General features: G+C 48.2%; 18 protein-coding genes and 1 tRNA gene. 1 reads left to right on the top strand and 18 read right to left on the bottom strand.

All coding sequences use genetic code 11. From position 1 onward, the window contains the following. Positions 1–9: 9 nt before the first annotated feature. Both OGM61_01240 and OGM61_01245 read right to left on the bottom strand, forming a co-directional pair. A complete protein-coding gene (locus tag OGM61_01240; GenBank protein ID UYI84720.1) occupies positions 10–651 on the bottom strand; it encodes a ribbon-helix-helix domain-containing protein in 642 nt (213 codons plus the stop codon). A 159-nt stretch (positions 652–810) separates the two neighbouring features. Further along, positions 811–2,067 carry a chloride channel protein gene (locus OGM61_01245; GenBank protein UYI85551.1) on the bottom strand — a complete coding sequence of 419 codons (1,257 nt, stop codon included), beginning with the start codon at positions 2,065–2,067 and terminating at the stop codon, positions 811–813. A 558-nt stretch (positions 2,068–2,625) separates the two neighbouring features. Between OGM61_01245 and OGM61_01250 the strand changes: the two genes are divergently transcribed. Further along, positions 2,626–2,714 (top strand) — tRNA-Ser (locus OGM61_01250). Positions 2,715–2,843: 129 nt separating this feature from the next. Here the strand turns inward: OGM61_01250 and OGM61_01255 are convergent. The 16 genes from OGM61_01255 to OGM61_01330 form a co-directional block, all read right to left on the bottom strand. After that, positions 2,844–4,082 carry a site-specific integrase gene (locus OGM61_01255; GenBank protein UYI84721.1) on the bottom strand — a complete coding sequence of 413 codons (1,239 nt, stop codon included), beginning with the start codon at positions 4,080–4,082 and terminating at the stop codon, positions 2,844–2,846. A gap of 108 nt (positions 4,083–4,190) precedes the next feature. Beyond that, positions 4,191–4,421: a helix-turn-helix domain-containing protein gene (locus OGM61_01260; protein ID UYI84722.1), complete on the bottom strand. Its 231-nt coding sequence runs from the start codon at positions 4,419–4,421 to the stop codon at positions 4,191–4,193. After that, complete coding sequence (locus OGM61_01265; GenBank protein ID UYI84723.1) at positions 4,412–4,639, bottom strand: hypothetical protein; 228 nt, start codon at positions 4,637–4,639, stop codon at positions 4,412–4,414. The genes OGM61_01260 and OGM61_01265 overlap by 10 nt, the downstream gene beginning before the upstream one ends. Positions 4,640–4,704: 65 nt before the next feature. Further along, positions 4,705–5,190, bottom strand: a complete 486-nt coding sequence (locus tag OGM61_01270) for a hypothetical protein (protein UYI84724.1) — start codon at positions 5,188–5,190, stop codon at positions 4,705–4,707. Positions 5,191–5,734: 544 nt separating this feature from the next. After that, positions 5,735–5,977 (bottom strand): hypothetical protein, encoded by a 243-nt coding sequence (locus OGM61_01275; GenBank protein ID UYI84725.1) that lies wholly within the window; start codon positions 5,975–5,977, stop codon positions 5,735–5,737. 459 nt (positions 5,978–6,436) lie between these two features. Continuing rightward, positions 6,437–7,051 (bottom strand): helix-turn-helix domain-containing protein, encoded by a 615-nt coding sequence (locus OGM61_01280; protein ID UYI84726.1) that lies wholly within the window; start codon positions 7,049–7,051, stop codon positions 6,437–6,439. Between the two features lie 239 nt (positions 7,052–7,290). Beyond that, positions 7,291–8,265, bottom strand: a complete 975-nt coding sequence (locus OGM61_01285) for a WYL domain-containing protein (protein ID UYI85552.1) — start codon at positions 8,263–8,265, stop codon at positions 7,291–7,293. Positions 8,266–8,331: 66 nt separating this feature from the next. After that, positions 8,332–8,973: a phospholipase D-like domain-containing protein gene (locus tag OGM61_01290; GenBank protein ID UYI84727.1), complete on the bottom strand. Its 642-nt coding sequence runs from the start codon at positions 8,971–8,973 to the stop codon at positions 8,332–8,334. Then, positions 8,970–10,715: a DUF1998 domain-containing protein gene (locus OGM61_01295; protein ID UYI84728.1), complete on the bottom strand. Its 1,746-nt coding sequence runs from the start codon at positions 10,713–10,715 to the stop codon at positions 8,970–8,972. The genes OGM61_01290 and OGM61_01295 overlap by 4 nt, the downstream gene beginning before the upstream one ends. Positions 10,716–10,721: 6 nt before the next feature. Beyond that, complete coding sequence (drmA, locus tag OGM61_01300) at positions 10,722–14,063, bottom strand: DISARM system helicase DrmA (GenBank protein ID UYI84729.1); 3,342 nt, start codon at positions 14,061–14,063, stop codon at positions 10,722–10,724. A 12-nt stretch (positions 14,064–14,075) separates the two neighbouring features. After that, entirely contained in the window at positions 14,076–16,694 is a 2,619-nt protein-coding gene (gene drmD / locus OGM61_01305; protein UYI84730.1) for a DISARM system SNF2-like helicase DrmD, read from the bottom strand. Next, positions 16,672–17,973, bottom strand: coding sequence for a DNA cytosine methyltransferase (locus OGM61_01310; GenBank protein UYI84731.1), 1,302 nt, complete (start codon positions 17,971–17,973; stop codon positions 16,672–16,674). The genes drmD and OGM61_01310 overlap by 23 nt, the downstream gene beginning before the upstream one ends. A gap of 26 nt (positions 17,974–17,999) precedes the next feature. Beyond that, on the bottom strand, positions 18,000–20,936 hold the full coding sequence (locus OGM61_01315; protein UYI84732.1) for a DEAD/DEAH box helicase family protein: 2,937 nt from the start codon (positions 20,934–20,936) through the stop codon (positions 18,000–18,002). A gap of 2 nt (positions 20,937–20,938) precedes the next feature. Further along, positions 20,939–23,041 carry a site-specific DNA-methyltransferase gene (locus OGM61_01320; GenBank protein UYI84733.1) on the bottom strand — a complete coding sequence of 701 codons (2,103 nt, stop codon included), beginning with the start codon at positions 23,039–23,041 and terminating at the stop codon, positions 20,939–20,941. A 49-nt stretch (positions 23,042–23,090) separates the two neighbouring features. Continuing rightward, the gene (locus OGM61_01325) at positions 23,091–23,297 is read right to left on the bottom strand and encodes a helix-turn-helix transcriptional regulator (GenBank protein ID UYI84734.1); all 207 of its coding nucleotides are present in this window, start codon (positions 23,295–23,297) and stop codon (positions 23,091–23,093) included. A 263-nt stretch (positions 23,298–23,560) separates the two neighbouring features. After that, positions 23,561–25,372, bottom strand: a complete 1,812-nt coding sequence (locus OGM61_01330; GenBank protein UYI84735.1) for a CHAP domain-containing protein — start codon at positions 25,370–25,372, stop codon at positions 23,561–23,563. Positions 25,373–25,395 lie beyond the last annotated feature (23 nt).

Consider the following 25,395-nt stretch of genomic DNA (forward strand, 5'->3'; position numbering starts at 1 on the left):
GCGAATGGATCAGATGAGGATCGCCGCGCGCTGCTGCTGCGCGCAGTAGAGCGCCTCGATCTCAGGCGGGGTGTACTTCCCGGCGAGGTATGCCTTCATGAGCCGGTCAAACAGCTGCACGTAGTCCGAGATCGCGCGGGCAATCTCCTCGCTCGTGTAGTCGTGATCGGGCGGCAGCGAGAGCGTGCGCACGAACTTGCCGTCGTACAGCGCGTAATCCGGCTCCACGCCGGACAGGTGCGCGTCCTCGATCTGCTTCCAGAGGCGGAAAAACTGCGTCATGCTCTGCAGCAGTTGCGCCGACTGGGTGCGGAAGATGACGGCCAGCTCGCCGAGCCCCTCCTGCTTGTCGCCGTAGAGCGCGACCTCGTACTTGACCGTCGGGCGGTACTTGTACTCCAGGCTGCTCTTGAGCGACATGCTCGTCGTGTGCGGCGCGAAAAACGGCACCAGGTCGCGCGCCGGCGCGACGAGCTGCTCGATCTCGTGGAAGATGTTCTCGATGCGGCGCTCCGGCGTCACGACCGAGGTATAGTCGGCAAGGATCTGATTGATGAGTGCCGAGCGGTTCGTGCCCATGCGGTGGGCCATGCGGTCGATCTCGCGCACGACCTCCTCGTTGAGCATGAGGCTGTATAGAGTTTTCTTCATCGGTTGGTCACCGCTTTCTTTTTTCTTACATTGTGCATTGTACACCCGCCTTATAACTTTGTCAAGCATTTTTATATAAATTTATACGCAAATTATATAATTTTTTTCGGCGTCAAAATTGCCCGGACACGTTCCGTGTCCGGGCATGGCGCTTGCATTTTATTTTGCGTGGATGTTGATAAACTCCGTCCTCAGCTTGGAATAAAGGATCTTCTGGCTGCTGTAGAGCCCGAAGTAGCCCGAGAGCATATAGGCGATGCCGCACGCGAGTGCAAAGTACACGAGCTGCCCCGCGCCGAAGAGCTCGATGCTCAGCACGATCGACGCGATCGGGCAGTTGACCGCGCCGCAGAACACGCACACGAGTCCGAGCGCCGCGGCAAATCCGGCCGGGATGCCGAGCAGTCCGCCGAGCACACAGCCGAGCGTCGCGCCGATGAAAAACGTCGGCACGACCTCGCCGCCCTTGAACCCGCTGCCGATGGTGACAGCGGTGAACAGCAGCTTCCAGAAAAATGCGTCCGGCGCGGCCTGCCCGCCCTCGATGGCGCGGGTGATGACGTCCATGCCGGCGCCGTTGTAGTCCCCCGTGTCAACGAGCAGCGTCAGCACGACCACGATCGCGCCGCCGGCGGCGATGCGCAGCCACGGGTTCTGGATGCGGCCGGCAAAGAGCCGCTCCGTGCCGTGCATGGTCACGCAAAAGAGGATGCTCATGAGCGAGCACACGGCGGCGAGCGCCGCCACGCGCAGAAGCAGCAGCTTCGGCACGGCCGTGAGCGCGAACGTGAAGTGCGTCGGCGCGATGCCGAAGGCATTCGAGATCGCGAGCGCCGCGAGCGACGCGACGATGCACGGCACGAGCGCGGAGTAATAAAACACGCCCACGCTGATGACCTCGAGCGCGAAGATCGTCGCCGTCAGCGGCGTGCCGAACAGGGCCGAGAACACGGCGCTCATGCCGCAGAGCGTGGCGATGCGCATGTCCTTTTCATCGAGGCGGAACAGCTGCCCGACGTAGCAGCCGAGGCTGCCGCCGATCTGCAGCGCAGCGCCCTCGCGCCCGGCGCTGCCGCCGAACAGGTGCGTAATAACGGTCGACAGATAGATCGCCGGCACGAGCAGCAGCGGCACCTTGTCGCCGAAGTGGATGGCGTCGATGATGGCGTTGGTGTTCTTGTTTTCCATTTTGGTCAGGCGGTAAATGGCCGCGATGAGCAGGCCGCCTATTGGCAGCAGCCACAGCAGCCACGGGTGCGCGGCGCGAAACGCCGCCGCCCAGTTCACGCTCAGGTGAAAGGCCGAGCCGACCAGCCCGCCGATGCCGCCGGTCACGCCCGCGATCACGAGCCACTTGAGAAACGTGCGCACGAACTGCCACATGGTGCGCGCCTCGCGTTCGGCCTCTTTTTTCATATCGTCCACGGTGATGGTGTCCTTTTTGCGCAGAATTTGCGCCATATTAGCGCATACGCAAGTACTATACAACAGAATTTGCAGAAATTCCACCGCCATACTTGATTTTTTTCGCGGGATTGGTTATAATCATCCGTGCGTTCGTGAAACGCATTCATGGATAGGTATCGAAGTGGTCATAACGGCCCTGACTCGAAATTTCGGCAGAAGCTGGGAATTTCATCCCCCTGATTCTCCTTGATATTCCTCAACACAGAAAATCTCAAAATCGAATATTTTTTGCCGTCTCTCCTGTTTTCTCTCCAACGAATTTTTGAGCAAATTTCTGGAAAGAAAACCGGACGAAAATAGACACGGAGAGTTGTCCGAGTGGTCGAAGGTGCAGCACTCGAAATCCTCCGCAGCTCAGGCTTTTTCGTCCACCCGTTTCCCTTTGTTTTCAAGGGTTTTCGCGGGTTCTAAAAACTAAATATTTCGCTGTTCTAACACGCCGTTCTAACATTTTGGTTTTCCCTCTTTTTTGAGGTTCAAGATGTTTTGACCGTGTTTGACATACACGGAGAGGTATCGAAGTGGTCATAACGGGGCTGACTCGAAATCAGTTTGCGAGCAATCGCACATGGGTTCGAATCCCATCCTCTCCGCCAAAAAAGTCCAGCAAACTCAAGGGTTTGCTGGACTTTCCTTTTTTGTCCGACTCCTTGAATTTTCCGATTTTCGCGTTAGAACGGCGTTAGAATTGGCCGTTTTTGCGTTAGAACAGCGTGTTTTTTTAGTCAAAAACCCGGGTTCAAATCCGGTTCTGTTATTTTGCCCTGCTCGGTTACATTTTCCCAGCGGCTCCCGAAATCATCTGACCTCGGAAGGAGCATTCCCTGCTCCATGGCCTGCGCCGAGGATATTTTGGATCTGTAGTCGAGATGGGCATAAATATTAGCGGTCGTGCTGAAATCCGAGTGGCCGAGCCATTCTTGGATTTGCTTTAACGGCACGCCGTTGGCCAGCAGCAAGCTGGCGCAGCTATGGCGAAGATCATGAAACCGCATCTTCGGCATCCCGTGTTTTGCTATGTACTTAGGAAAGTACTCCGTCAAATAGTTGGGGCGCATGCGCTCTCCCAGCTCGTTCACAAAGACATAACCGTCGTACTCGTAGTTATAGCAATTGCCGCAAACTTTCTTGTTTAGCTCCTGGGCCTCTTTTACCTTTTGAAAGTAGTCGCGGAAGCTCCCCACCAAAGGAAGCGTTCTCAGGCTTGATTTGGTCTTAGCAGAATCCTGCTCGATAATTTTCATGGTGCCGTCAATCGTTGCCTCAGTGACTGTTCGTTTGATGGTCAGCGTTCCGCGATTGAAATCGATCGCATCCCACTTTAACCCGAGCACCTCACCACGGCGCAGTCCATAAAAAGCAGCAACCAAAACCGGAAGCTCCAGCCGCGTTCCCTTGACAATCTCGAACAACTTCTGCATTTGCTCTGCGTCAAGAAAGGTCGGCTGAAACGAGTTCTTCCTCGGCCTATCCACCTTCATGGCAACATTCTGCGGTACCATGTCGGTTTTCATCGCATACTTCAAGGCCTGATAAATCACCGCATGATAGTGGATAACTGAATTCGGCGTAACGGTTTTCAGCTTCTCCGTATAAAACTGTTGGATGTGCCGAGCCTCCAGCTCTTTTAAGGTTAGCTCTTTTTTGCGGAAATACGGGCCAATCGTGCTTTTGACCATCCCTTGATACGAGCCGAATGTTGCGGGCTTGATCCTCGCTCTGACAACCTCAAGCCATTGATCCAAATAGTCTGCAAAGAGCATATTGGAGTTTAATTCTCCAGCAGCCGGAGGAATCTCAAATTCGCTGCGAATACGAATAAGTTCCTGTTCTGCCCGGCGCTTATTGCCTTTTTGGGGCAATCCTGTCGATACCCATTTTTGATGGCGTTTTCCTGCTGCGTCCTGATAGCTGAGAACGGCATAATAGTAGCCGTTCTTCAGCGCAAGAGTTCCTGATACCATTTTTATTACCTCCGGAATCATTGAATTGTATACAGGCATCTCCCACCGACATCTATATTTTATTCGGTCGGTGGGAGATACTCAAATATGCGATCATCAAAACAGAGTTCAAATCACACTTTTTCCCTGATCCATGACATACTCGATGACATTGACCTTGGGTATCCGGAACGCATTTCCGATTTTCAGTCCTCTGATATACCCGTCATTGATCAAGTCATAGGCAAGATGGCGGCTGATACCAAGCATCGATTGGAGCTGAGTGATGTTCACAATGTCCGGATACTCCGGAAACATCATCAAGTACAGTTCTCTCAGCTCAGACTTTTTCATTGCCATTCGTCTGCCACCTCATCTTTCTTTTCTGTTTTGGAGTAGATGATGAAATCGTACCCGTTGCGATAATTACAGAAATCACAGCGCTCTTTTGCTTGTCCGTGATTTTCCCGCACGATCTTATAGCTTCCTGTGTCAAGGAACTGACCAAGGCAAACCGGGCAAAGGCACAAATACATCGGTCTATTCAAAACGGAGTTCTTCTCGTTCAAATGGTTCATATTCTGCTGCTCCTTTGTTTTCGAAATAATCCTTTCACTTGGTAGGCAACGAAAACGGGCAAAAATTAACCCCCATACAGAAGTTTTTTGAGTTTTGCGATTTTTTTGCAGATCGCGGCGGGGGCAATGCCGCGAATTTCTGCAACCTCCCGCTGTGAATATCCTTCAAATGCGATCAGCGTCAGCAGGTCCATATCTCTTTTAGGCAGAGAAATAATCTTCCGATATAATTCGTCATTCTCCATTTCATCAACCCACGCAAAGCGGGGGTCACTTTGGAAAGAATACTTGTCGCACACAGAAAGCGCACTGGAGAACTTTTTTAATAGGGCAGACATAGATTCACCCTGTTCGGTTCCGTCGTCACAGGAGCTTTCTGAGAGGGGCTGTGTGCGCTGGCATTCCGTCCTGTTTTTCCTGAACACATTCAGGTCGAACGCATAGATATCCTGAATATCCTCTTCGCTCATGCCGGCAGCTTTATATTCGCGGTAGAGCTTCTTCCACTCCTCGGTGAACTTTCTCTTTTCGAGTCCATAATTAAATCCCATTTGTCGTAATCTCCTTTGAATTTTTGAATTTGGGTGAAAGTCAAAAATTCGGAGATCACGGGTATTCAGCGATATAGCAGAGCCACTGATCGCACATAAAAAGTCCTTTCCGCCTGCTGCGGTCCAAAGGACACAACTACGCTGGCGAAAAGGACTCCCGATGCTGCTTGCCTGAAAAAGGGTGCAGAAATCTAAGGGTACCCATACTGCTTTTTCAAATAGATTTGAAATCAGCGTATTTGTATCCTTGGCCCTTGTACTTCAGGCTGCGAATATGTATTTGTAATGTCGGTAAAAAACAAAAAAAGGCCACCGACAAGGCAGACCTATAGATAGAACTATAGTGTCTTACCTTGCCGGTGGCCTCTCACGTATGTCTGGAATAACTACCGGTTCATGTTCGGGCTAATGCCCACGATCAAGTGACCTGGAAGCGGATTTCGTGTGGCCCTGTTTCAGCCCGACCGTTCCGTCGTGATGTCGTTGATTCAGTTGTTATAGGAACTCGCTTCGATGTTCTTCATGCAGATCAATGGGGGGATTATCATCCCGCCAGATTAGGGCTCATGCCATGCTCGTGCAGCCATGCCTTTGCTTTGCTTAAAATGGCCGCTGGCGCATCCTTGATACCGCAGATGGCCTTGTACACGGATGCCCAGAAAACAACATCGGGTGTCTGCGCAATTTCCGTTTCTCCATATTTGATCATGTAGGCCTCGATCTTCTTTCGGTCAAGGCTGAACAGCGCCTCGTTGCGCTCTTTTACAAAAGCCTCTAACATCGTCATATCAATACTCCCTCAATTCCAGTTCGCTATGTTCCATTCCTGACGGAGCGAACATATCAATCACATCATGCCGCCTGCTTACAACCGTGCGGACCATTTCAACGCCGCACTTTGTGCAAATAACTCTGATTTGATTTTTCTTGTTTTTTAGCCCCGCTACCTGCGTCTTACAGTTTGGGCAATACCAAGAGTAAATCGTCCAGTCCTCCAGCATCGCCATACTCCTTTTATCTTTTTTTGCTCAACGGAACGAGGAGATTGCAATCCGCCATCTGATATACCGGAACACGCTTGCTTTTAGCGTACTCCAATATTTGAATAGCGTTATAGCAGCTCTCACATTCCATCCATCCGTCGGTCTCATCTAAATCGAGACTCCTGTTGACTGTGCCGCAAATCGGGCATTTCACATCTTTTGCATTCAAAACAACACATCTCCCATCGAATCAAGATTATTGTTTAGAGTGATTTTATTACGTGCCGAGCAACGCCTTGTACCTGAAAGCTCCGCACCTTTATTGTTTTGCCCGGGTATCGAGCCTCGTTTTCGTATTCGAGGATGTAATACCCACTGTCCTTGTCGTAGCCGGCGTATCGCTTCAGCGTATTCTGGTTGTCCTCGTCCAGCGCAACGACTATATCCCCCTCGAGAGCAGGGCAATTGCGCTCGATAACAAGCAGATCGTCCTCGTCAATTCCGGCATCCACCATGGAATCGCCTTTGGCGCGGAGAATATAGAAATCTCCCTTGCCAAACATAGAGACCGGGAGGCTGACATACTCCTCAATCGACTCTTCCTCATCCTCCGGATTGCCGCAGCGAATAGAGCCTACTAACGGGGCGGATACATAGGCCGTTTTCATTTTGGCGCTCTGGGGAGCAGACAAGATACCTCGGCTGTAGTCAATCAGGTTGCGATCACTCAGTTCCTGAAGGTAGCGATGCGTAGTGGATCTGGCAACGCCAGCGCCTTCAGCAACATCGTTGATCGTAGGAGAGCTGTGGTGCTCCTGATAATACTTGTTTACGAACTTCAATATCCTGTCCAGAGTTTCTTGATTCTTTGTTCTCATATCAGCACCTCTGTTTCTATATGGGATTTCAAATCCCATAATGTTATTATACTCGGCAATTTTATAATTTCAAGGGGGTATTTCGATGGTGTCGGTCGTAAGTGACAATAGATTTTAAAAAAAGAGATGGCACAGAGTGCCATCTCCAGAAATTAAGTTGTTTAGTTTTATCGAGAATAGATTATATGCTGGAAGTGCTTCTGCATGAGCAGATCAGCATATATTGTAAATATTATTTCTCACTCAATCATCTCAGCCGCACGACGCACCATATCTTCATACTGCTGTTTCACATTTTCGGGTGCCTTAATCCTGACCTTGCCCTCAAAGCCGAAAATCCAATTGAAAAACACCTTGCCGACAGCAACCTCTTCGATTACACGAAAATTCTGACGGTCGCAGGCGTAGGTATGCACATCCGTCCCGAAGCGGTCAATCATGGCGTCCATAAGACTATTATCGCAGATGAGTTCTACTTCAATGCGTGGCGCGTTATACATCCGGAATGTCGCCTTGATATACTTGTTCATATCAAAGCCCATAGGCTGCGGCACAGCAGGCTCATCCAGAATCTCCGGCTGTTTTGCGATTCGGTCAACTCGGTGACTTCCAATGCTCTTGTATTTATCCGAATAGCCGACAACATAATAAAAATCGCCGTCCCAGATAAGAGAATATGGGCTGAATGTGTACTTTTCACCATTGTTATGCAGCACAACTTCCTTGCGAATATTGTACTCAGTTTTTTGAAAACGAATTTTTCTGCGATGGTTGATTGCCTCGTTGATTACATCGACAATATAGAAAATCTGCTCATTCTCTGGTTTGATTCTTCCGTCAACGGCAAGATTGCGCTTGAGTTCTCTGCCCTTGAAGGCACCGGCGAATGAAGTCAACTTGGCGACAAGCTGCTCACTCTTGCTCTTGGTAATGAATTTGGAAGACTCTACCGCATCAATCAACAGCTTGAGTTCGGCAATATCGAATTCACGGTCTATGAAGTTGTATTGATTTTGCGATGACCGCACCGCCTGTATGCCGATTCCGGCTTGCTGGAGCATCTCAATATCGCTCTTTATCGTCGTGCGATGTGTCTCCATACCGTACTCATCCTTCAGAATGGCGCAAAGTTGAGGAGTAGTCAGGTAGTGGTCCTCGTCCGTACGTTCCTTCAGTATTTGGGTAAGGTATAAAGGCCTGAGTTTTGCATCTATGTCCATTGGGTATACCTCGCTTAGTATGTATGGGTTGCGCCAGTTTTTCTATAAGAGTTCCAATTCTTATAATTCAACGAATGCTTTCTTGAACACCAACTTGGTGAATACATCTTCAACCTGTCTTGCTAAATCCCTAGAATGGATTTTTGTGCCGAGCTCAATATTGCCTTCTTGCCCGTGATAGGAAAGGTTCGCGGATGTAATCAAAGTGTCCTGCTGATCAACAGAAATCACTTTGGCATGAAGTGCAGACATCTTGTCTTCCTGTTTCGGATAATTGTAAATTCTCAAGAATCTGCCCTTATACCGGCATAAACGATCAAAAGATTTCTGGCTATCAATATCGTTCACAAAGAACTTGACAAGCACCCCCTCTTGACTTTTCCGGATGACACAATCAACCAAATCGCTGAAATAGTCAGAGAGTGAATATCCGGTAATAAGGATGCTGCTTTTCGCATTTGAGAGCATTGCGTTTACAACTACTTTGGTCGGTTTGACTCTCAACGCAAAGGATGGTGATGCAGTGATAATCAGTTCTGCACTATCATCACTGCGCTCCGCTGCTGACGATATCATAGAAAATATCTCCGATGCTTCTCGCTCTGAAAGAGATGGATATCTCCTTTGAATCGCGCGGACTGATTCATTCGCCCCCGCCAAAGCATCTGAGAGGATCTGGTCTAATAAGATATCCAAGTTCATGCATCCAGTTGACATAATTCTTCCACCAAAGCTTTGAAATAAGCTTGATCCTCCCTACCATCAATGGGGACAATAAGTCCTCTATCCAGCATTCGATTCCCGTTTTCACATGCGGTTTCAGAAATCATGCAGCACGAATGACAGGCCGCGCCGTTTGAATTGTTTCCGGCCGGCGTGTTATTTAAGCATTCCGGGTCATTAGTGCAAACCAGAGCTTCTTGAAATGCATCTCGCATTAGAATTCTAAGCTGGCTGATGTTGCCCAACTCAACTAATCCACCAAGAGAGCCCTCCTTATCTGAACTTCCAGTGTAGAGCAATACACCGGACATATCATCTCCGAAGTAGATTCGTTCGCGAATTGCGGAAGATGAGTAGCCAGATGCCATTGACATTTGTTTTATCAGCAAATGTGCAAAGGTATGCATTAGAACATATCGCGCATCTCTCAAAGTGGTTATCGTCCATTCTTTTGATTCGCAAAATTCCTTGTAACACTGCGCATATTTCTGAGATAGCGCACTCAGTTGCGGTGAACTCAACCAAGAGTCAATGGTATCCCTGTTAAACTCAATAAAGACTCCCTCACCATGAATCTCAGCAGCTGGTAGCCAGCGTTCAGTTTTTCCTTTGTTGAGATAGACGATATTGGTCTGTTCGTCTGCGTCTGGGTCTGGCGCATCAACTCTTGTAAAACCAAGCAATACTCGCACCTCGCGCAAGCGTGTTATACGAATCACGCGCTTGAAATATGGGCGCAAATACTCAGGCAGCGGATCTTCTTCCGCCTTAAAGTGCATCTTATTGGACGCGTACACAGGATCAGCATGATGTGTGATCGCATTGTACTCCATCTGCTTGATCTCTGTGAACTCCTTGATATTCTGCCTTCTCCGCAATAAAGCCGCATCAAATTCCTCTCTTGTGAAAGCAGAGAAGAATTTCTGATATGCCTTATCTAAGCCCATGTCTCCGAAATCTTCTTCATAGCTATCAATTAACCGCAAATGCTCATCAATCAAGTTGTAAAGTGGGTTTATCCAAGGTGGAATAGAAATGGCACTTCTCATTACCGGGAAGTAGACGTTTGATGCACCGCGCTGAGACGGAATCAAGATTTTATCGCATTTCTCATTCTTGTGATGTGGGCGAAACGGGTGATGTCCGGAGCAGGTCATGCCTTCAAAATTTTCTTTCTGAGTTGCACCGCTCATGCTTCTCTTCGCTCCGCACGAGCACTCCACCCACATATCTGCAAGCGTAGATGTATTGCCCGTGGAATACATGCGCAGCGTACCTTTACATGTGGAACTCCCATTATGAACCCACCAGCTCCAAGGAAAATCGTTCATATGTCCATTCTCGCAAATCGTGATAAAACGAGAAGGATACGCCGGTTTGTGACAGAATGGGCAGGTTACACCAAATTTCAGGTACCTGTCCAAGTCGAAGTTATCTCTGACATCAAAGATCCTTCCGCACTTGACACTGGAGCATACATGCATATAAGGGAAGGATGTTGCCGGAATATCTCCACTATAAGATGTTCTTGGCATATAAAAGCAATCGACATTCAAGTAGGAGGCCAATCTTCCGTCGATGATTTTCTTTCCTTTTTCCTTCCAATAGTTTAGGTCAAGTATGGTGACGGAGTCCTTTACCGCATCCACAATCGCACCTGGTCCAAATGTTGTAATCAACTGATTAGGACGAATTTCGCCTAATTTATTATTGTCAAACATAGGCTTTTACTCCTCCGTGTAATAATACATGTTGGCTGAGCTTTCTACTTCTCTCATAGAGCGAAGCGTTGCCTTCTCGAAATCAGTGCAAACTTCACCATAGCTATTCATCAAGCGGTTATATTTTTCCGTCTTGAAGACATAGTATTTGAGGCCTTTCGGCTGCGCAGCTAAAAATTTCCAGTTGCAAATAAAATCATCAATTTCTTGTTCAGCATCTGCCTTCGCCGTTGGCTTGATAATATTCAGCCTGTTCAGAATCAACGCTTTAATCTCATCAAGCTGCTGATCTGTCAGTTCTGAAATCGCCGCAGCTCCGTCATTATTGGCCAAGTTCGGATAATGCAAACGGATTGCCGAAATAACTAAAGCGTGCAATACCCGGTCACGCGCTCTTGCAGAGAACGGCGTTGCTGTAGTCCCCTCAACGAAGCGATAAAGCTGAGAATGGTAACCTGTAAAGTTCTCATAATGCGATAGGTCACGAGGCCTGTATGGGTTATATAGCGTTACGACCAATCCAGGGAAAGAACGTCCAATACGGCTGGTTGCCTGGATGTACTCGGAGTTCTGCTTAGGCTGACCAGTTACAACCATCAAGCCGAGGCGATCTACATCCATACCTACAGCAATCATGTTTGTTGCAATGGCAGTATCTAGACATTCTTTAGATGTATATGGTATCTCCAGTTGGCTTAACTTTTTCGGAATGTCGTAGGAAGACATTCGTGAAGTTATCTCAACCTTGTGGTTGAGGAAACGCTGTTTACTCATACCATATTTTTTCTTGATGCGCTGGATTCTGTCCGGAATGTCATCTTGAAGCAAGCGCACTGCGCCGCCAAGCTCTCGAATACTGTTATAATATCCGACAAGGGTATAGTACGGGTCGATGTAATCCTTACATTCCTCTTCTTGAGACAGGTTATATGCCGCCTGTAGGACAATGGCATAGACTCGCAGCAAGGCGGTCTTTACAGATTGCCCAGACGCACAAATGCCCACATACCTTCTGAACGGATCATTCTCAACCGGAATTTCACGAATAAAGAAGCTATCTCCGATTTCAAAACCATTTGGCGGGAATTGGGCAGTTTCTTTTCTGCCATAGAGACATTTGGTCTGTTCGGCTGCATTTTTTATCGTAGCCGTTGATACCACATATTTCGGTTTAATTGTCTTTCCGGCAGCAGAATATGTACACAAGTCCTCTATGATAGTTTCATAGGCACCATATATGGTTCCCAGTGGGCCGGTAATCAGATGGAGCTCGTCCTGGATAATCAATTCGGGCGGCAGGAACGGCTTAATCGGTGTCAATATGGATGTCGGCAGTTCTTCCGTACGATTGTGTCTGGAATGCTCTGCGCCAATTGCAACATAGCCATCGCGACTGCATAGCCTATCAACACGACCAAAGATGGTGTTCGTATTAACATCCCAAGGCAGACGTGCAAATTTATCCACCGTGGACAAGATGATTGTCGGACACTTTGCGTATATTTCTTCATCGACAAGATAAACCGGTATTTTCATCTTGTTGCCCTGTTTATAGCGATAGAACATGCACATTTTATCCGAGCAGTAGATGTTAACCGACTTTGTAGGGATATCAATATAAAAGTTCTCATCCTTCAGCGGCTTTCCACAGAATGGACAAGTTAAAAGCTGCTTATAGATAAGGTTCTTCTTGCTCCTAGCATTCCGTGTCTTTTGCGGATCTTCCGGATCTTCTTTAAGCTCTTCAAAGGTATTTGGGGTAACGCCTCCGCCGACCCAGAATCCAATGCTGATTGGCTCTTTGCCGTATTTTGGATATTCCCTTGCGCGAATCATTTCTGCAGCCAAAACCATCTTTGTGATACGGTCTCTCTGCTGAGTAGTAAGAAGACGAAGCGTATAACGCAAAATTGCCGTTACGCCTCCATCGCGGTTATATTCATCGGTATCTTTGGAACGCAATCTTCTGTTTGCAATGACAAAGGCCATAAGGCCCAAGTATGCTTCTGTCTTACCGCCACCAGTCGGAAAATAGAGAAGGTCAACGATCTCTCGTTCTTTGCCTGCTGGATCAACAATCGCTTTCAAATTCATCAGAATGAAGGCAATCTGGAACGGTCTCCACCCGAAATTGTTCTCCGGCTTACGCGGATCGACGAAATCCTTGAAGCTACATTCAACACCCGCACCGTGCTTCTTCGAGAAATTCATAATATTTCTCTGTAAGATCATCGCACGGTTCATAAAGCAGAACGCATCAAATACAACGGCATCCTCAACAAGCAGCTGAATACCGGCGCGGATTCTGTTCAATGCCTCGACGCATTTATTGATGATATCGTTGCCAATTTCTTCTCTAAACTTCTTGTCTGCCATCTTGGAATCTTCAACCAGCTTCTCCTGAATCCAAGAGGCATACGAATCTGCTAGGACATTAAGGCGGGCAATGATGTCATCTTTATTTTTCAAAACAGAAAGTGTACGCATGGAAAAATAGAAGGGATCAAAGCCTTCCAGTGCAGCACTTACGCCCGGAAACTCATATTCCGGTATAAATGTTGATGATATCTCCGAAGCGCGGCCATTTGCATTTGCCTTCCAAGTTGCTGCGCAGCCGCGACCTCTTCCTAAGATAGGGCGCTGTGCAAAGTAGAATTCATCCACTGCAAGAATCTTCCTGCAAATATGCTCAGCAAAGAAAATGTTTTCTCCACTCGGCGAGTAGGCACGCAGCTTGACCTGAAACATCAGCCCGGCAATGTCACTTTCGGAATTATTCCGGCGGTTAATGACATACGCTGTTACCAAAGTATAGCCTTGCCGTAATCCGATCTTGGAAATATACAGGACAACATTGGAGTCACAAACTAACGGATATTCTTGACTCTTACTAAAGGAATCCAGCTCAATCGCAATAGTCTCTTTCTGCGGATGCCGAGTGTATGTATTGACATTGATTTCTTTGCCATCCTTATTAACGGTCTTATCAGTCGATTTTACATAGTCTCCCCAAGACACATCGACATTAAATCCAGAAGTGCCGCTTTCTACATAAAAGCTAATGCCAATGGAGGACGGTGTCTTAAATCGATTGGTAGAAACAGGCTCGTTGTCGTCCTCTTCGCCCGCTGTGTAATTATCGTCTCCTTCAAAAGAGGCATCGCCATCGACTTCCTGCTCATTTGATCCATCATCCTCATTCGTTTGAGGCGCAAGCATCCCGACTAAATACTCAAATCGTGGGTTCTGCGATAGCACTTCCTCTTCGCTGCTAGGACCCAGCAGATCCATCTTCATTATATCAATGACCTTTTGCCGCACTTCAGCGAACTTAAATCTATCTGCCATTTGCTCCTCCTATCAGAACTTCAAAACAATGTTGACGAGAAGTATCGGATTGATCTCTTGAGAACGATTGAAACTATCAATTTCATTCTTGGCTTCGTTCTCTATTTCATTTTGCCGTTTTGGGAATTCTCTCTGAAGCTTGTCCATCCGCTTTTTCGCTTCTGCCGTCTTCTTACGAATGTCCTTTTTTTCAAGAGAATCCGATGCCGTCATCTCCGCAAAAATGAGATCTTCGACTTCTTTTTTCGATTCTCCAAGCTGGACTTGCAGTTGCTCTCGCTGAACATTAACCCAGTTCTCGATTTTTCTCTTATTGTAGGCGAGAACTGGTGCCACTGCTTTATCGTGCTGACTTTTGGCCTCGCCAATCAGTCGATTGTATATGCGATTAAAATTGGCCTGTTCTGCCTCTGTTGGCTTGAAGTAGCGAATATCCGAATCATCCGCGTCCTCCAATGCAGAAACGATATCATCTTCCGTAAAGTCTATATATTCGCCATTCTCATCGCAAAGCAGGAGTACAGGGAACAATAGCTTTGTGTTGTCCATAAAGGCTCCGAGAAATAATGTTCCATGAGAACCGAAGATGCGTTCACCCCAGTTATCGATTTGCCAATAATACAAGCTGCGATCCATTTCCGGCTCGCTGAACTTGCTCCAATATTCGACATCGTGGAGATACTTCTCGATATCTGCTTTTGTCTTCTCTAAGGCTTCTCCCTTAGCTTCTCGGCTTTCGGTAAGCAGGATGGAACGAAGCTCCGCAGCATGCGCATTGATTTTTGAATCGAGCTGACGATTCAGTTTATCAAACTCACGGTCAATCTCTTTGACTGTTCCACATTGCTGATATATTTCCAAAATACGCTTCTCAAAGCTTACTCCGGATTCCAGAGCACCGAGGGCAACATCGGATGCGCCAAAGACTCCATCGAAAAGTTCAAATTTTCTTGAAAGAATATCGTATACTCTTCGATCTGCTTCGTTATCGGTGTTCAGGAAGTTGACGGCGACAACATCATGGGTTTGGCCATAGCGGTGGCAGCGGCCAATACGCTGTTCGATTTTCTGCGGGTTCCAAGGTAAGTCATAGTTGAGAATCGTATTGCAAAACTGCAAGTTCAAACCTTCTGAACCGGCATCGGTGACGATCAACACTTTAGCGTGATCCTTAAAGTAATCCACGATAGCGTGCTTATACTCTACGCTACGGCCATAATCGGGCTTTCCATAATTTTTAACACGCCAAGTCCGATAAATTTCCTTAGTCATAGCGTCGTCGAAGTCACCATTAAAAAGAAGGATATCTTTTTCATCGTAGCCAGACTTTCTAAGCTCCGCTGCAATGTATTTCTGCGTTCTCTTAGATTCTGTAAATACAACGGCTTTCTCAGCAATCCCTTCTGAACGTTGACGGGCAAATGCCGTAGCTAGAGCTTCTTGTAATGCCTTAATCTTGGCGTTCGATTTTATTTCTCTTGCGACATCAAGAATCCTGTGTACTTCATCAAGTTCGTCCTGAATCTCTTGCTTTTTTGCGACGGTCTCATCATCCTCAATATCATCGAATCCCGTCTCGTCGATCTCATCCTCGACAAAAGCCCAGAAAAGGTCGAATCCTTCTTGAGCTTTTGCAGATTTTGTGCCTTCATACAACTTTTCCAAGCGCTTTTGCAGGACTTCAAAAGTATCAATCAACGCAAAGCTCGATGATGCTAGGAGCTTTCGCACAACAAGGATAATGAGAGCACGATTGGATGACGGAATCGAATACAGATTTTCTTTTTTCAGGAAGTTGTTTACTGCTTCATAAAGTTCCCGTTCCTCTTTCCCTAGGTGAAAGTCCACAGTGATACAGGTTCTCTTGCTGAAGGCCATGTATTTGCCGACATCCCGACGAAGTGTGCGATAAAGAACCGGGAGTAGTTCCTGCTTCAACTCCTCGTAGTCGCCGCCTTCAACGAAACGCCTGTTAAAGACTTTCTCTGAGCCAAAAATTCTAGGGTCAATGAAAGACACCAAGCCATGCAGATCTGTCAGCGCATTTTGCAGAGGCGTTGCGGTAAGCAGGAGCTTCGGAATCCCATGCGTCAAATCATAGAGATTCTTTGCACGCTTTGTCCCATGGAAGACATTCCGGAGATTGTGCGCCTCATCAATGATAAGGAAGTCCCATTTGATATGGCGAAAACGCCTGATCAGTTTGGATGAGTAATCATACGATGTCAGTACAATGTTTACTTTCTCTCGATTCTCAAGCTGGTGCTGAATGTTGGATGTATCATGCTCAACCGTGTATCGGTCAAGAATGACAGAATGCAGCCCGAACTTCTCCAAGAGTTCAATTTCCCATTGCTTCCGCAATGTCGCAGGAAGGGAAATAAGCACCTTTTTCGCACCGGAATCCAACACATAGTTGAGCACTAGGCCGGCTTCAATCGTTTTGCCCAAGCCGACTTCGTCCGCCAAAATGATTCCGCCGGTCTTTAATGCCTGTATTGCGGCGCAAAATGCATTGATCTGATGGGGATTAAGTTCAATGTTTGCGTTCAGCAAGCATTTGAACGGGGATTCGTCCAAATACCGCTTTTTATACCAGCTATACTGTTCAAGTAGGAGATTGCTTTCCATCCTTATCCTCCTGACTTAGCTCTGTGGCAATTCCTGCCGCAATTTCTTTTGCCATCAGTACTGGAACCGCATTGCCGATTTGTACGAACTGTGCGGTTCTTGGCCCCTCAAAGTAATAGTCATCCGGGAAAGATTGAATTCGTGCTGCTTCTCGAACCGTTATTGAACGGTGCTGCTCTATGTCTGGGTGAATGAAGTAATGCCCATCTTTCGAGATGTGTGCCAACATTGTGTGGCAGCATTCTAAATCACCCTCCACAACCTTGAAACGATCGAGGAAAGAACTTCTGTTCTTATGCGTCTTCAGTTCGTCTGGCAGATCGTTGTAGTTTAGCCGCTTGTGCCCATCATTCCACAATGCAATGGTGCGTTTATAAATCGCAATATCTCTCTGTTTATTTGGCCTTGCGCAATGGTGCGTCAGGACATCACTTTCTTTACGAATCCCGGTGCTTCTCAGGTATTCGCTGACCGCGCCGGAGCCGTATTCATTAGCCCCTTCGCCTGGATGTAGCGCCGGTAAATCGCTGAGTATATCGTTTACCTTTGCGCTAGCAGGCTTTTTCTCAAATTCTGGATAAGACAGGCCGCTATCTTTCAGCCATCCGACAATGATGATTCTTCTGCGGTTTTGAAGCACGCCGTAATCCTTTGAATTTTGTTCGCGCCAATCGATTTCATAGCCAACGGAGCGCAATGACTCCTGAACTTTTTTCCAAGTCTCACCTCCATTTGCAGACTGAATTCCCATCACATTTTCAAATACGAAAAGCCTCGGCTTGTATCTATCGAGGAATCTTGCGTAAAGCTTATAAAGGTCATTTCTTGGGTCGGCTGACATTGGTGTGCCCATGTGGCTGCTCTGCGCCCGTCCAACTAGTGAATAAGCCTGGCAAGGCGGTCCGCCGATGATGACATCCACCTTTTCGATGCCGCGCTGCTTGAGGATATTGTCGATCTTGGCAAACAGCCCCGGAAGGGTCTCATCCGACATGGTTTCGCAGAGCACAGAATCCAGCTGATCTTTCGGAACTGCACTTAAAAACTCATCGCGGGAGATTTTCCCTTGGATGTAGTTGCGATAAACATCAAGCTGTCCTTTTTCCTTGAGGCAGTAGTATCCCGTTCGTGTTTCCAATGTTTGTGCGGCAAAGGCATTCATCTCCACATGCGCCACAGGGGAGAACCCGGCCTGTATAAAGCCTTCGGATAATCCACCGGCTCCTGCAAACAAATCTATAAAGTTGTACGAGCCTGCTGTGGCACTACTGTGTTTCATCATGAACCCCTGCCTATATAATAAGTTTAATCTTCAAACACACCGTCTGTATCAAAGATGTGGTCTAACTCATCCGTATTGATGGCCGCCAACACCTTGTTTCGGATGGTGCCTTTTGCAAGATCCAGCCGCTTGAAACGGTCGTTTTTTGCTGCATCTTTTCCGATGCGAATCAGCTGCACCCTGCCAATTCTCGGCTCGTTTGCTGCATAGTTTGCAAGTCCTTTAGCTTTGCCCAAGTTGTCCTTGAAGTCCGGATTATGCGGTTCCAATATATCTATCACATATGTAAGAATCGGATCGCGACGGACGATGATAAAATCCGGATACATCTCTTTGCATTTTCCGTCAATTTCGTATGGCATACGCAGCGCCCAAGCTTGGCGCGACGGATTTCTGAGCCAGCAAACATAGTCCTCTCGTTTCTGCTCTTCAGCTAGAACGGCCTGTTCCCAACCATTCAGCTTGATTTTCGCAACGCCATCTGCATTGGCAAAAAGATGGTCAGTGTACTTTATTCCGTCTGCTTCTACCTTGGCACTGATCGTTTCCGGAAGAGTAAAATTGTGCTTACTGATTTCATCGCCGTTGGCGACAATATCGCTGTACTGCTTTTGACATTTCTCCGGTTTAGCCACTATGTATTTACGGTACTCATCATTCAGCTCGTGGAACTTCTTCTCGGCGTACTGATTCAACTCCGCGATGCATTCACTGTCGAACGCAAACAGAATACAATCCACCTTAAAGGCGTTCGGATTACTGAGGTCAAAGTATTTACGACCATACGCCAAGTGGAATCCGCAACCACCCATCTTGGTGTCCGCCACTCTCATCTGGCGGTCAAGATCGGACTCCGATGTTGTAAACAGATCGATCTGCTGGTCGGTATGGATTGCTTCGCCAAAGACGTCAAATATCTGGACGGAAAGCTTCATTTCCATGACTTGCTTTGTGAGCTCGGCATATTTTCCGGCCTTACGCAAATCGGTCACATACTTGCGAATCAGCTCCGAAACATCGTTCTTCACATCGTCCGTTGCCGTAATGCAAATATTGAACTGCGTCAGCAATCCTGCTAGGCTCATTAGAGATTTCAGGTAGCTGTTGATTTTTACGGAGCGGACAATATAGGTCAAATAGCCCTGTTCGTTGATAAACTTTGTGATACCTTCACGGTCTATAGTTGGAAGTAGGGAAAGCTGTGGAACAACCGGTGTCAGCATCGGCGGTTCTTTCTTTTGGATATGTTCGTCTTCGCCGGTTGTTGGTGTGCCAGCTACGGCCGGTTCCTGGTGTGCAGGCGTCTGTGTTGCGGGTACACCGTTTGTAGGCATTGTTGTCTGAGGATTCGACGGCGTTGCCGGAGTAGAAACAGTCGGTGCTGGTGTTGTCGGAGCAACGGTTTCATCCTGCTTCTGTGCCATAGTTGTCGAATCCGATGTGCCGCTGGTCAGTGCTGGCGCATCGCCAGCCGGAACGGAAGACGATGCCGCAGGTTCGCCTTGGAATCCATTCGGATAATCGAATATTGTCATCTGACCGGGCGTTTGCTGCGGTGTTTTCTTTCTTCCGGAGTGAACCGACCAAGTGTCATAAGTCTGTTCATCCATAGATTCGCCATCGATGACCGTTGGAATCTCTCCGCCTTCAGTCGCCTGCAATTCGTCAATCACTTTCTGCACGGTATCTTGGTTAAAATACGGCAGGAACAGACGCACATCGTTCAAAGAATCGTCAACGAGAACATGACACTGAAGTGGAGTACGAACCATACGTCCGAGCAGCTGCGCAATATATGTCGCATCCTCTGCACGACGGAAAGACATCATGGTTTCTGCACGAGGGCAATCCCAACCGGTAGACAGATTCTCTTTGAAGAGAACCACACGGATGCGGCGGTCTTCCGCAATCTCCGAAGGCTCAATATGAGGCACATTCAATCCGTGGATCATCAACGCGCCTGTAGAGCCAAAGGTATGTACAACCTCGTTTTCCTTGAAGCTGTCGCCCATGCGCTCTTCGATTTTGGCAATTACATCGTCCAGATCGGTGTCAGATACTCTCGTACCGGAGCCGGCACAGACTTGGATAACAAAAACAGGATTTACATTTGTGTAGTGCTGCTCATAGGTATACTGATACCAGTGCTTGCACTTATCCTGCCACTCATCTGTTGCCGCTTGGAGCACAGCCATGTCGCCGTGCTTGGTCGGGTCTTCCGGATAAGTGATGATAATACGATCTTTAAGAAGTCCGGACTGGCGAACTTGAGCCGGTGAAATGACAACCTTATGCAATGTAGAGCTAGTGCCTTGGCCTACCAAAGCATTAAAACGATCAGCGGTCGCACTCATTCCGATGACGACCGGGACGGGTGAAAGATTTTGCTCGTTGCTGCCCTTGATAAATTGCTGCATGATGGTAGTCGCTGTTCCGGCCTGGCGGCCCTGCATACCACGATGTGCTTCATCAATGATAAAATAAAGGCGGTCGGATTTTTGACGCGCTGTGTTTTCGATGGTCTCCCAAATTGTGTACTGACGTGTGTCTGAATGACGGCTCAGATTACCGGCTTTGCCGAGTTTCTGTGTATTCAGGAAGTAGATATGACCATCTTCCAGAATCTCTCTGTCAAAGGATTCGTCGGAGATCACAACACACTGGTCAATGCGGATTTTATCTGCCTTCTGCTCAATTTTCTGCTTGGACTGTTCATTCAGTTGCGGAGAGTCCGAGAGCCATACGAAAATTGCGTCTGGTTGTTCCGTGAACTGCTCCGAGCCGTAGAAGATATCTTCAATCAGAGCGGACATGATAATTGTCTTGCCAGACCCCGTAGGAGCCTGGAGCGAAACTACCTGAGGGATTTTCAGCATGCGATAGTTATTCAGCGCCATAGCCACGCGGAGGCGCATATCGTTGACCGCCTGCTTTTGGAATGGGAATAGTTCGCAAATCATTCTTAATTCCTCCCTCTGTTCAAACGGAAGTGATCTAGGTAATCCCGGTAAAGCTGATACGCCTCTGTGACATTCAGATTTTTCACCATGGACTGATAATTCACTTCGTAATCGGTCGCCAAGAAAACAGTTTGAACCTCCGGATGCTCAGCCAGCTTTTCGGCAAAACTGGCAAACGCATTCTCATTGATCAAGACTGCAAATTTGTTTTCCGGCAAAATCAGCATATCCGGAATCTGCTCACTGGAAAGCTCCGGGCATTTTCCCTTCGCACCGGCTTTCAGCCACAAGGTAGGCAGCATTTCCGAAAAGCGCATACCGAGAGAAACCGCCGTCGGATCTAAGAAGCCGAGTTTGAAGAATGCAGCATTTGCTTTGAATCCGTCCGCCATATGCAGGGGCGGTTCGCTTCCGAGATAATCACCCTTGAGCGGGTTGCCGTTTACATCATGTCCCTCTATGGAGCAGACCGTGCGCGGCCATGTAACATAGTTGGCAATGCCGAGCTTTTCCCACTCCTCGTCGCCGGGCTGATATCCTTTGTCTTTCAACATCTTCGCTTCATCTGCGGAGACCTCATTGTTGGTCACCATAATGCAGCGTCGATGCCCGCCGTCCTCAGCGTTGAGCAAATTCACTGCGTGCATAGTCGTGCCACTGCCCGCAAAGAAGTCAACAATGAGGGCGTTTGGTTTGTTTGCAACGAAGAATTGGACAGCATCGTGGGTAGCATATACAGACTTTGGGAAAGTAAATCTACGCCCAATAATATCGTTTAACATTTTCGTCCCTTTTTGTGTGGCATCGTGGCTTGTTATCCACCATTGCGTACCGGGAAGAAATCTGGCCTCATATCCACTCTCATCAACAATGATAGAACCATCAGGATTGTATCCAACAACCGGGAAATCGCCGTTTTCAACTTTTGCCTGTTCGCCTTGTGCCAGATATGTAATTGCTGCCCTATCACCTTGAATTTTTCCAATATGAACGTAGTGTTTCTCGATCAGTTCAATCAATGTATCCCGACCTAAGCGCCACCGGCCCTCTCTTCCGTCTGGGAAAATTGGCCAGATTGCAATTTGACCTGCTGGTGCTTGAATTGCCGTCCTGTCTACATTAAGAGGTATGCTATTTCCGACTTCAACTATCTTCGTGCCATCATTCGTTATAAATATCGGGTAAAACATGTTTGGCCTATCAGAACGCAGTGTTGCAGTTCCTGATCTTTGAAGGCCATTCCAGCGCAACTTGTCTTTATATCCGCCTTTTATTTTCCCCCGCCAATCTTCACTAAGGCACAGCGGAGATGGTGCACATGTGCCAAAGGTTAAGAAGAAAATATATTCATCTGTTCTGGCGAATTGGCCTCCTCGACTTACACCTGCGGGATTTATCACAGATGAAACCATTTGCATATTAGCCTCTGGAAACATTTCTTCCAACAAGCAACCAAGATGCAGATATTCCTTTTCATCAATAGTTACAATCAGTACAGAATCTTTGGGATTGAGCAACTTTTTAGCAAGCTTCAGGCGGCGCTGCATGAAGGAGAGCCACTTGCTATGACGGTAAGCGTCACTTCCGTCCACATAGTCATTGTTGTATTTCCAGTCCTTTGCGCCGGTATTGTAGGGCGGATCGATGTAGATGCAGTCCACCTTGCCTGCGTACAGGTATTCCAACAGTTGCAGGGCATGATAGTTGTCTGCCTCGATCAGCGTGTGCCACAGGTCGCTGTCCGGTGCATTGCAAACAGTGTCAATCGGCTTTAAGTACGGATAAATTGGCTCGCCGAATTCCGCAACCGTCACAAGGTCGTCAAGGGCAATCTCCGCAGTTTCCTTGGATTCTCGATGCAGGCACTGTGCCGTATTGTCCTCAATACAGAGAACTTTATAAACATCATTGACCTCACCGGCCTTCTTCGCTACAAGCGCGCCAGCCTTCACAGGGATATCGTAAAGCGGCGTACATTCCGGCAGATGCTCCTCGAACACCAGCCCAAATTTTTTCTGTTTGGAAAGGCGATCTACTTCCTTTGCAATGCGCTCCCGCAGTGCGATATCTTCAATTTGCGCTATCAAATCATTTATGGCTGCCATAAATAGTCCTCACTTATCGTAGTTGTGTTATTATAAAGGCCTGCAATTTCTAGTTGTCTTCAACCATCTCTACTACATCCCCGATATCGCAGTGGAACACCTGACATATTTTCATGATTGCATCAAGGGAGACCGGCTCATCTTTATACATCTTTCCCATGGTGTACGTGCTTACACCGGCAGCAGCAGCGAGATCGTATCTTTTCATCTTGTTTTTTGCAAGTAAACGCCAGAGTTTATCGTAACTTATTCTCATGTGCCGTATCCTCCATTGACTATTGGCTTGGCGTGTGCGAGACCATTCGAATATATTTATACAGAATATAGTATATCACAAAGGCTGGTGAGATTCAATGGATATCGGCGAAATTTATGATTGTAAGTGCCTTTTTGTCGTTCAAAGGCGACATTATCGTAGCTTAAGCCTATGTTAAGTAGTGTCCTCTGCCTCCTTAAGCAGAAAAAATCCAGCACCAAGCCCATTCCTGAGCCTAGTGCTGGATAAAATGAGAATTCGCTTTACGGATTCGGCACCCCATATCCGAGAATTTCATAATAGCCAACCGGGTACTGATTGACGCGGCAGCTATCGCCGGAGTTGCCCTCGATGGTGTAGACAACGCCGTTTTCGACCTTCTGGACGATACCGACATGGTCGGACTGACCGTCCTGCAGGCCGGAGTTGCCCTTGTTGTCCCAATCGAAGAAGACGATCATGCCGGGCGAGGGCTCCATGGCGTTATCCGCCCACTGCCCACGCTCCCGGAACCACTGGACGCCGTTGACACAGCCTGCGAACTTAGGAATGACACCGGTGTCGATATAGCCGCACTGATCAGCACACCAGCTGACGAAACAGGCGCACCACTCCACACGGCTGCCGAAGCCGTACCATGACCAATAGGGCTCTCCGCCCACATTGCCCACCTGCGACAGCGCCACGGCAACGATTTGGTCATCCACTCCGTAGATTCCGTAAAGCACCGCCGCCCACATGCTGCTATCCTGCGCAAGCAGTTCTGTAAGTTGCTGCTTTTGATCCTCATTGAAGCCGTACTGCCCAGCCATCTCATCCGCCGTCTTGTGGCTGACAGTAATATAGAGCGTCGTAATCGTCTCCTGCACTTCTTCCTCAAGAATATTACCATTGCCGTCATCCGTCTCTATAATAACCGTCTCGGTCTTTGTTTCCGTCCGGTGGGTGATTTCGTTCATCTCCCAGAACAGGTCCTTCAAAAGCTGTTCCTTTTCCGGAGTGATTGTTGCCACCTCCTGGGGATTATCCGGGTCGGAGGTCGTCTTGACGGCATAGACCGACAACACCTCCGGCCACACGGCACGGGAACCGGACATTTCAAGCGCATCGTACACAACGGAATCCTTGATGGCATCCAGCTCGTTCTGGTAATCCAGGTTGATTTCCTGAACGACCTGCCGCATCGTTTTTTCTGAGCCGGTATCTTCGCTGGAAAAGAAAATGCCAAAGCAGGAGCAGGCGATCAAGGCAACAAGACAGATAACCACGACGACCACGACCGCAACCCAGCCACCGGCAGCGATAGCCGCAACCAGTGCTTTCATCGCCGCTGCGATGGCCTTGATTGCCGCCGCAACAGCTTTCGCCGCCGCAACAGCCGCTTTGTAGGCAGCTATGGCAGTCTGACGGGCAATCTCCGCCGCCTTCTGCGCGGCCTTTGCAGCCGCTGCCGCTGCCTTCTGTGTTGCCTTCGCCGTTGCCTCTGCAGTTTTGATGGCAGCCTTGGAGGTTTTCTCCGCAGTCTTTACGGCTTTCTCCGTTGACTTTACCGTTCCCTTTGCACCGGCTTTTACTGTCTGTTTCCCGGCAGAGCGAGCAGACTGCTTGATGGTGCGTTCGGTACGCTCCGCAGATTTGATGGTCTGGTTTCGTCTGCTACGGATGCTTGTCCGTGTGGCCTCCGTATTTTGCCGCGCTGCCTGCCGTGCAGCCTCCTCTCGCGGCGTTCTGCTTGGCGCGCCCCTACGCGGCTCCTCCTCATAGCGGCGAACCCGTTCTTCATTTTTGTGGATGCGCTTTTCATTGCGGCGCTCCCGGTGTGCCTCCTTGCCTTTTTCAATGGCTTTTTTCGTTTGGCCGGAAACCTCGTGCCAAACCTGATCGGTCACATCCTCAGCGGCATAGCGGATTTTGTCCTCCGCGTATTCGGAGGGGGAAATCTGCCCATCGGCCATCAGGTTTTCCGCCTGATCCTTGGAACGGACGAGCGCCGTCTTCATGCGCTCGGAGACAACCGCCGCTTTATCAAGAATCTTGATATCCTTAACGCTCTCTCTTGTTTTTATCCTGCCCAAAGCCATCGCCTCCCTTCAGAGCA

It is taken from the genome of Clostridiales bacterium (assembly GCA_025757645.1).
In the GTDB taxonomy this organism is placed as follows: Bacteria; Bacillota; Clostridia; order Oscillospirales; family Oscillospiraceae; genus CAG-103.

Excerpts from the sequence above, each read along its gene's own strand:
- OGM61_01255 (UYI84721.1), bottom strand. The coding sequence starts at position 4,082 with ATGGTATCAGGAACTCTTGCGCTGAAGAACGGCTACTATTATGCCGTT.
- OGM61_01295 (UYI84728.1), bottom strand. The coding sequence starts at position 10,715 with ATGTTTGACAATAATAAATTAGGCGAAATTCGTCCTAATCAGTTGATT.
- OGM61_01245 (UYI85551.1), bottom strand. The coding sequence starts at position 2,067 with ATGAAAAAAGAGGCCGAACGCGAGGCGCGCACCATGTGGCAGTTCGTG.
- OGM61_01280 (UYI84726.1), bottom strand. The coding sequence starts at position 7,051 with ATGAGAACAAAGAATCAAGAAACTCTGGACAGGATATTGAAGTTCGTA.
- OGM61_01275 (UYI84725.1), bottom strand. The coding sequence starts at position 5,977 with ATGACGATGTTAGAGGCTTTTGTAAAAGAGCGCAACGAGGCGCTGTTC.
- OGM61_01240 (UYI84720.1), bottom strand. The coding sequence starts at position 651 with ATGAAGAAAACTCTATACAGCCTCATGCTCAACGAGGAGGTCGTGCGC.
- OGM61_01260 (UYI84722.1), bottom strand. The coding sequence starts at position 4,421 with ATGGCAATGAAAAAGTCTGAGCTGAGAGAACTGTACTTGATGATGTTT.
- drmD (UYI84730.1), bottom strand. The coding sequence starts at position 16,694 with ATGGAAAGCAATCTCCTACTTGAACAGTATAGCTGGTATAAAAAGCGG.
- OGM61_01310 (UYI84731.1), bottom strand. The coding sequence starts at position 17,973 with ATGAAACACAGTAGTGCCACAGCAGGCTCGTACAACTTTATAGATTTG.
- OGM61_01290 (UYI84727.1), bottom strand. The coding sequence starts at position 8,973 with ATGAACTTGGATATCTTATTAGACCAGATCCTCTCAGATGCTTTGGCG.
- OGM61_01325 (UYI84734.1), bottom strand. The coding sequence starts at position 23,297 with ATGAGAATAAGTTACGATAAACTCTGGCGTTTACTTGCAAAAAACAAG.
- OGM61_01265 (UYI84723.1), bottom strand. The coding sequence starts at position 4,639 with ATGAACCATTTGAACGAGAAGAACTCCGTTTTGAATAGACCGATGTAT.
- OGM61_01315 (UYI84732.1), bottom strand. The coding sequence starts at position 20,936 with ATGATTTGCGAACTATTCCCATTCCAAAAGCAGGCGGTCAACGATATG.
- drmA (UYI84729.1), bottom strand. The coding sequence starts at position 14,063 with ATGGCAGATAGATTTAAGTTCGCTGAAGTGCGGCAAAAGGTCATTGAT.
- OGM61_01320 (UYI84733.1), bottom strand. The coding sequence starts at position 23,041 with ATGGCAGCCATAAATGATTTGATAGCGCAAATTGAAGATATCGCACTG.
- OGM61_01270 (UYI84724.1), bottom strand. The coding sequence starts at position 5,190 with ATGGGATTTAATTATGGACTCGAAAAGAGAAAGTTCACCGAGGAGTGG.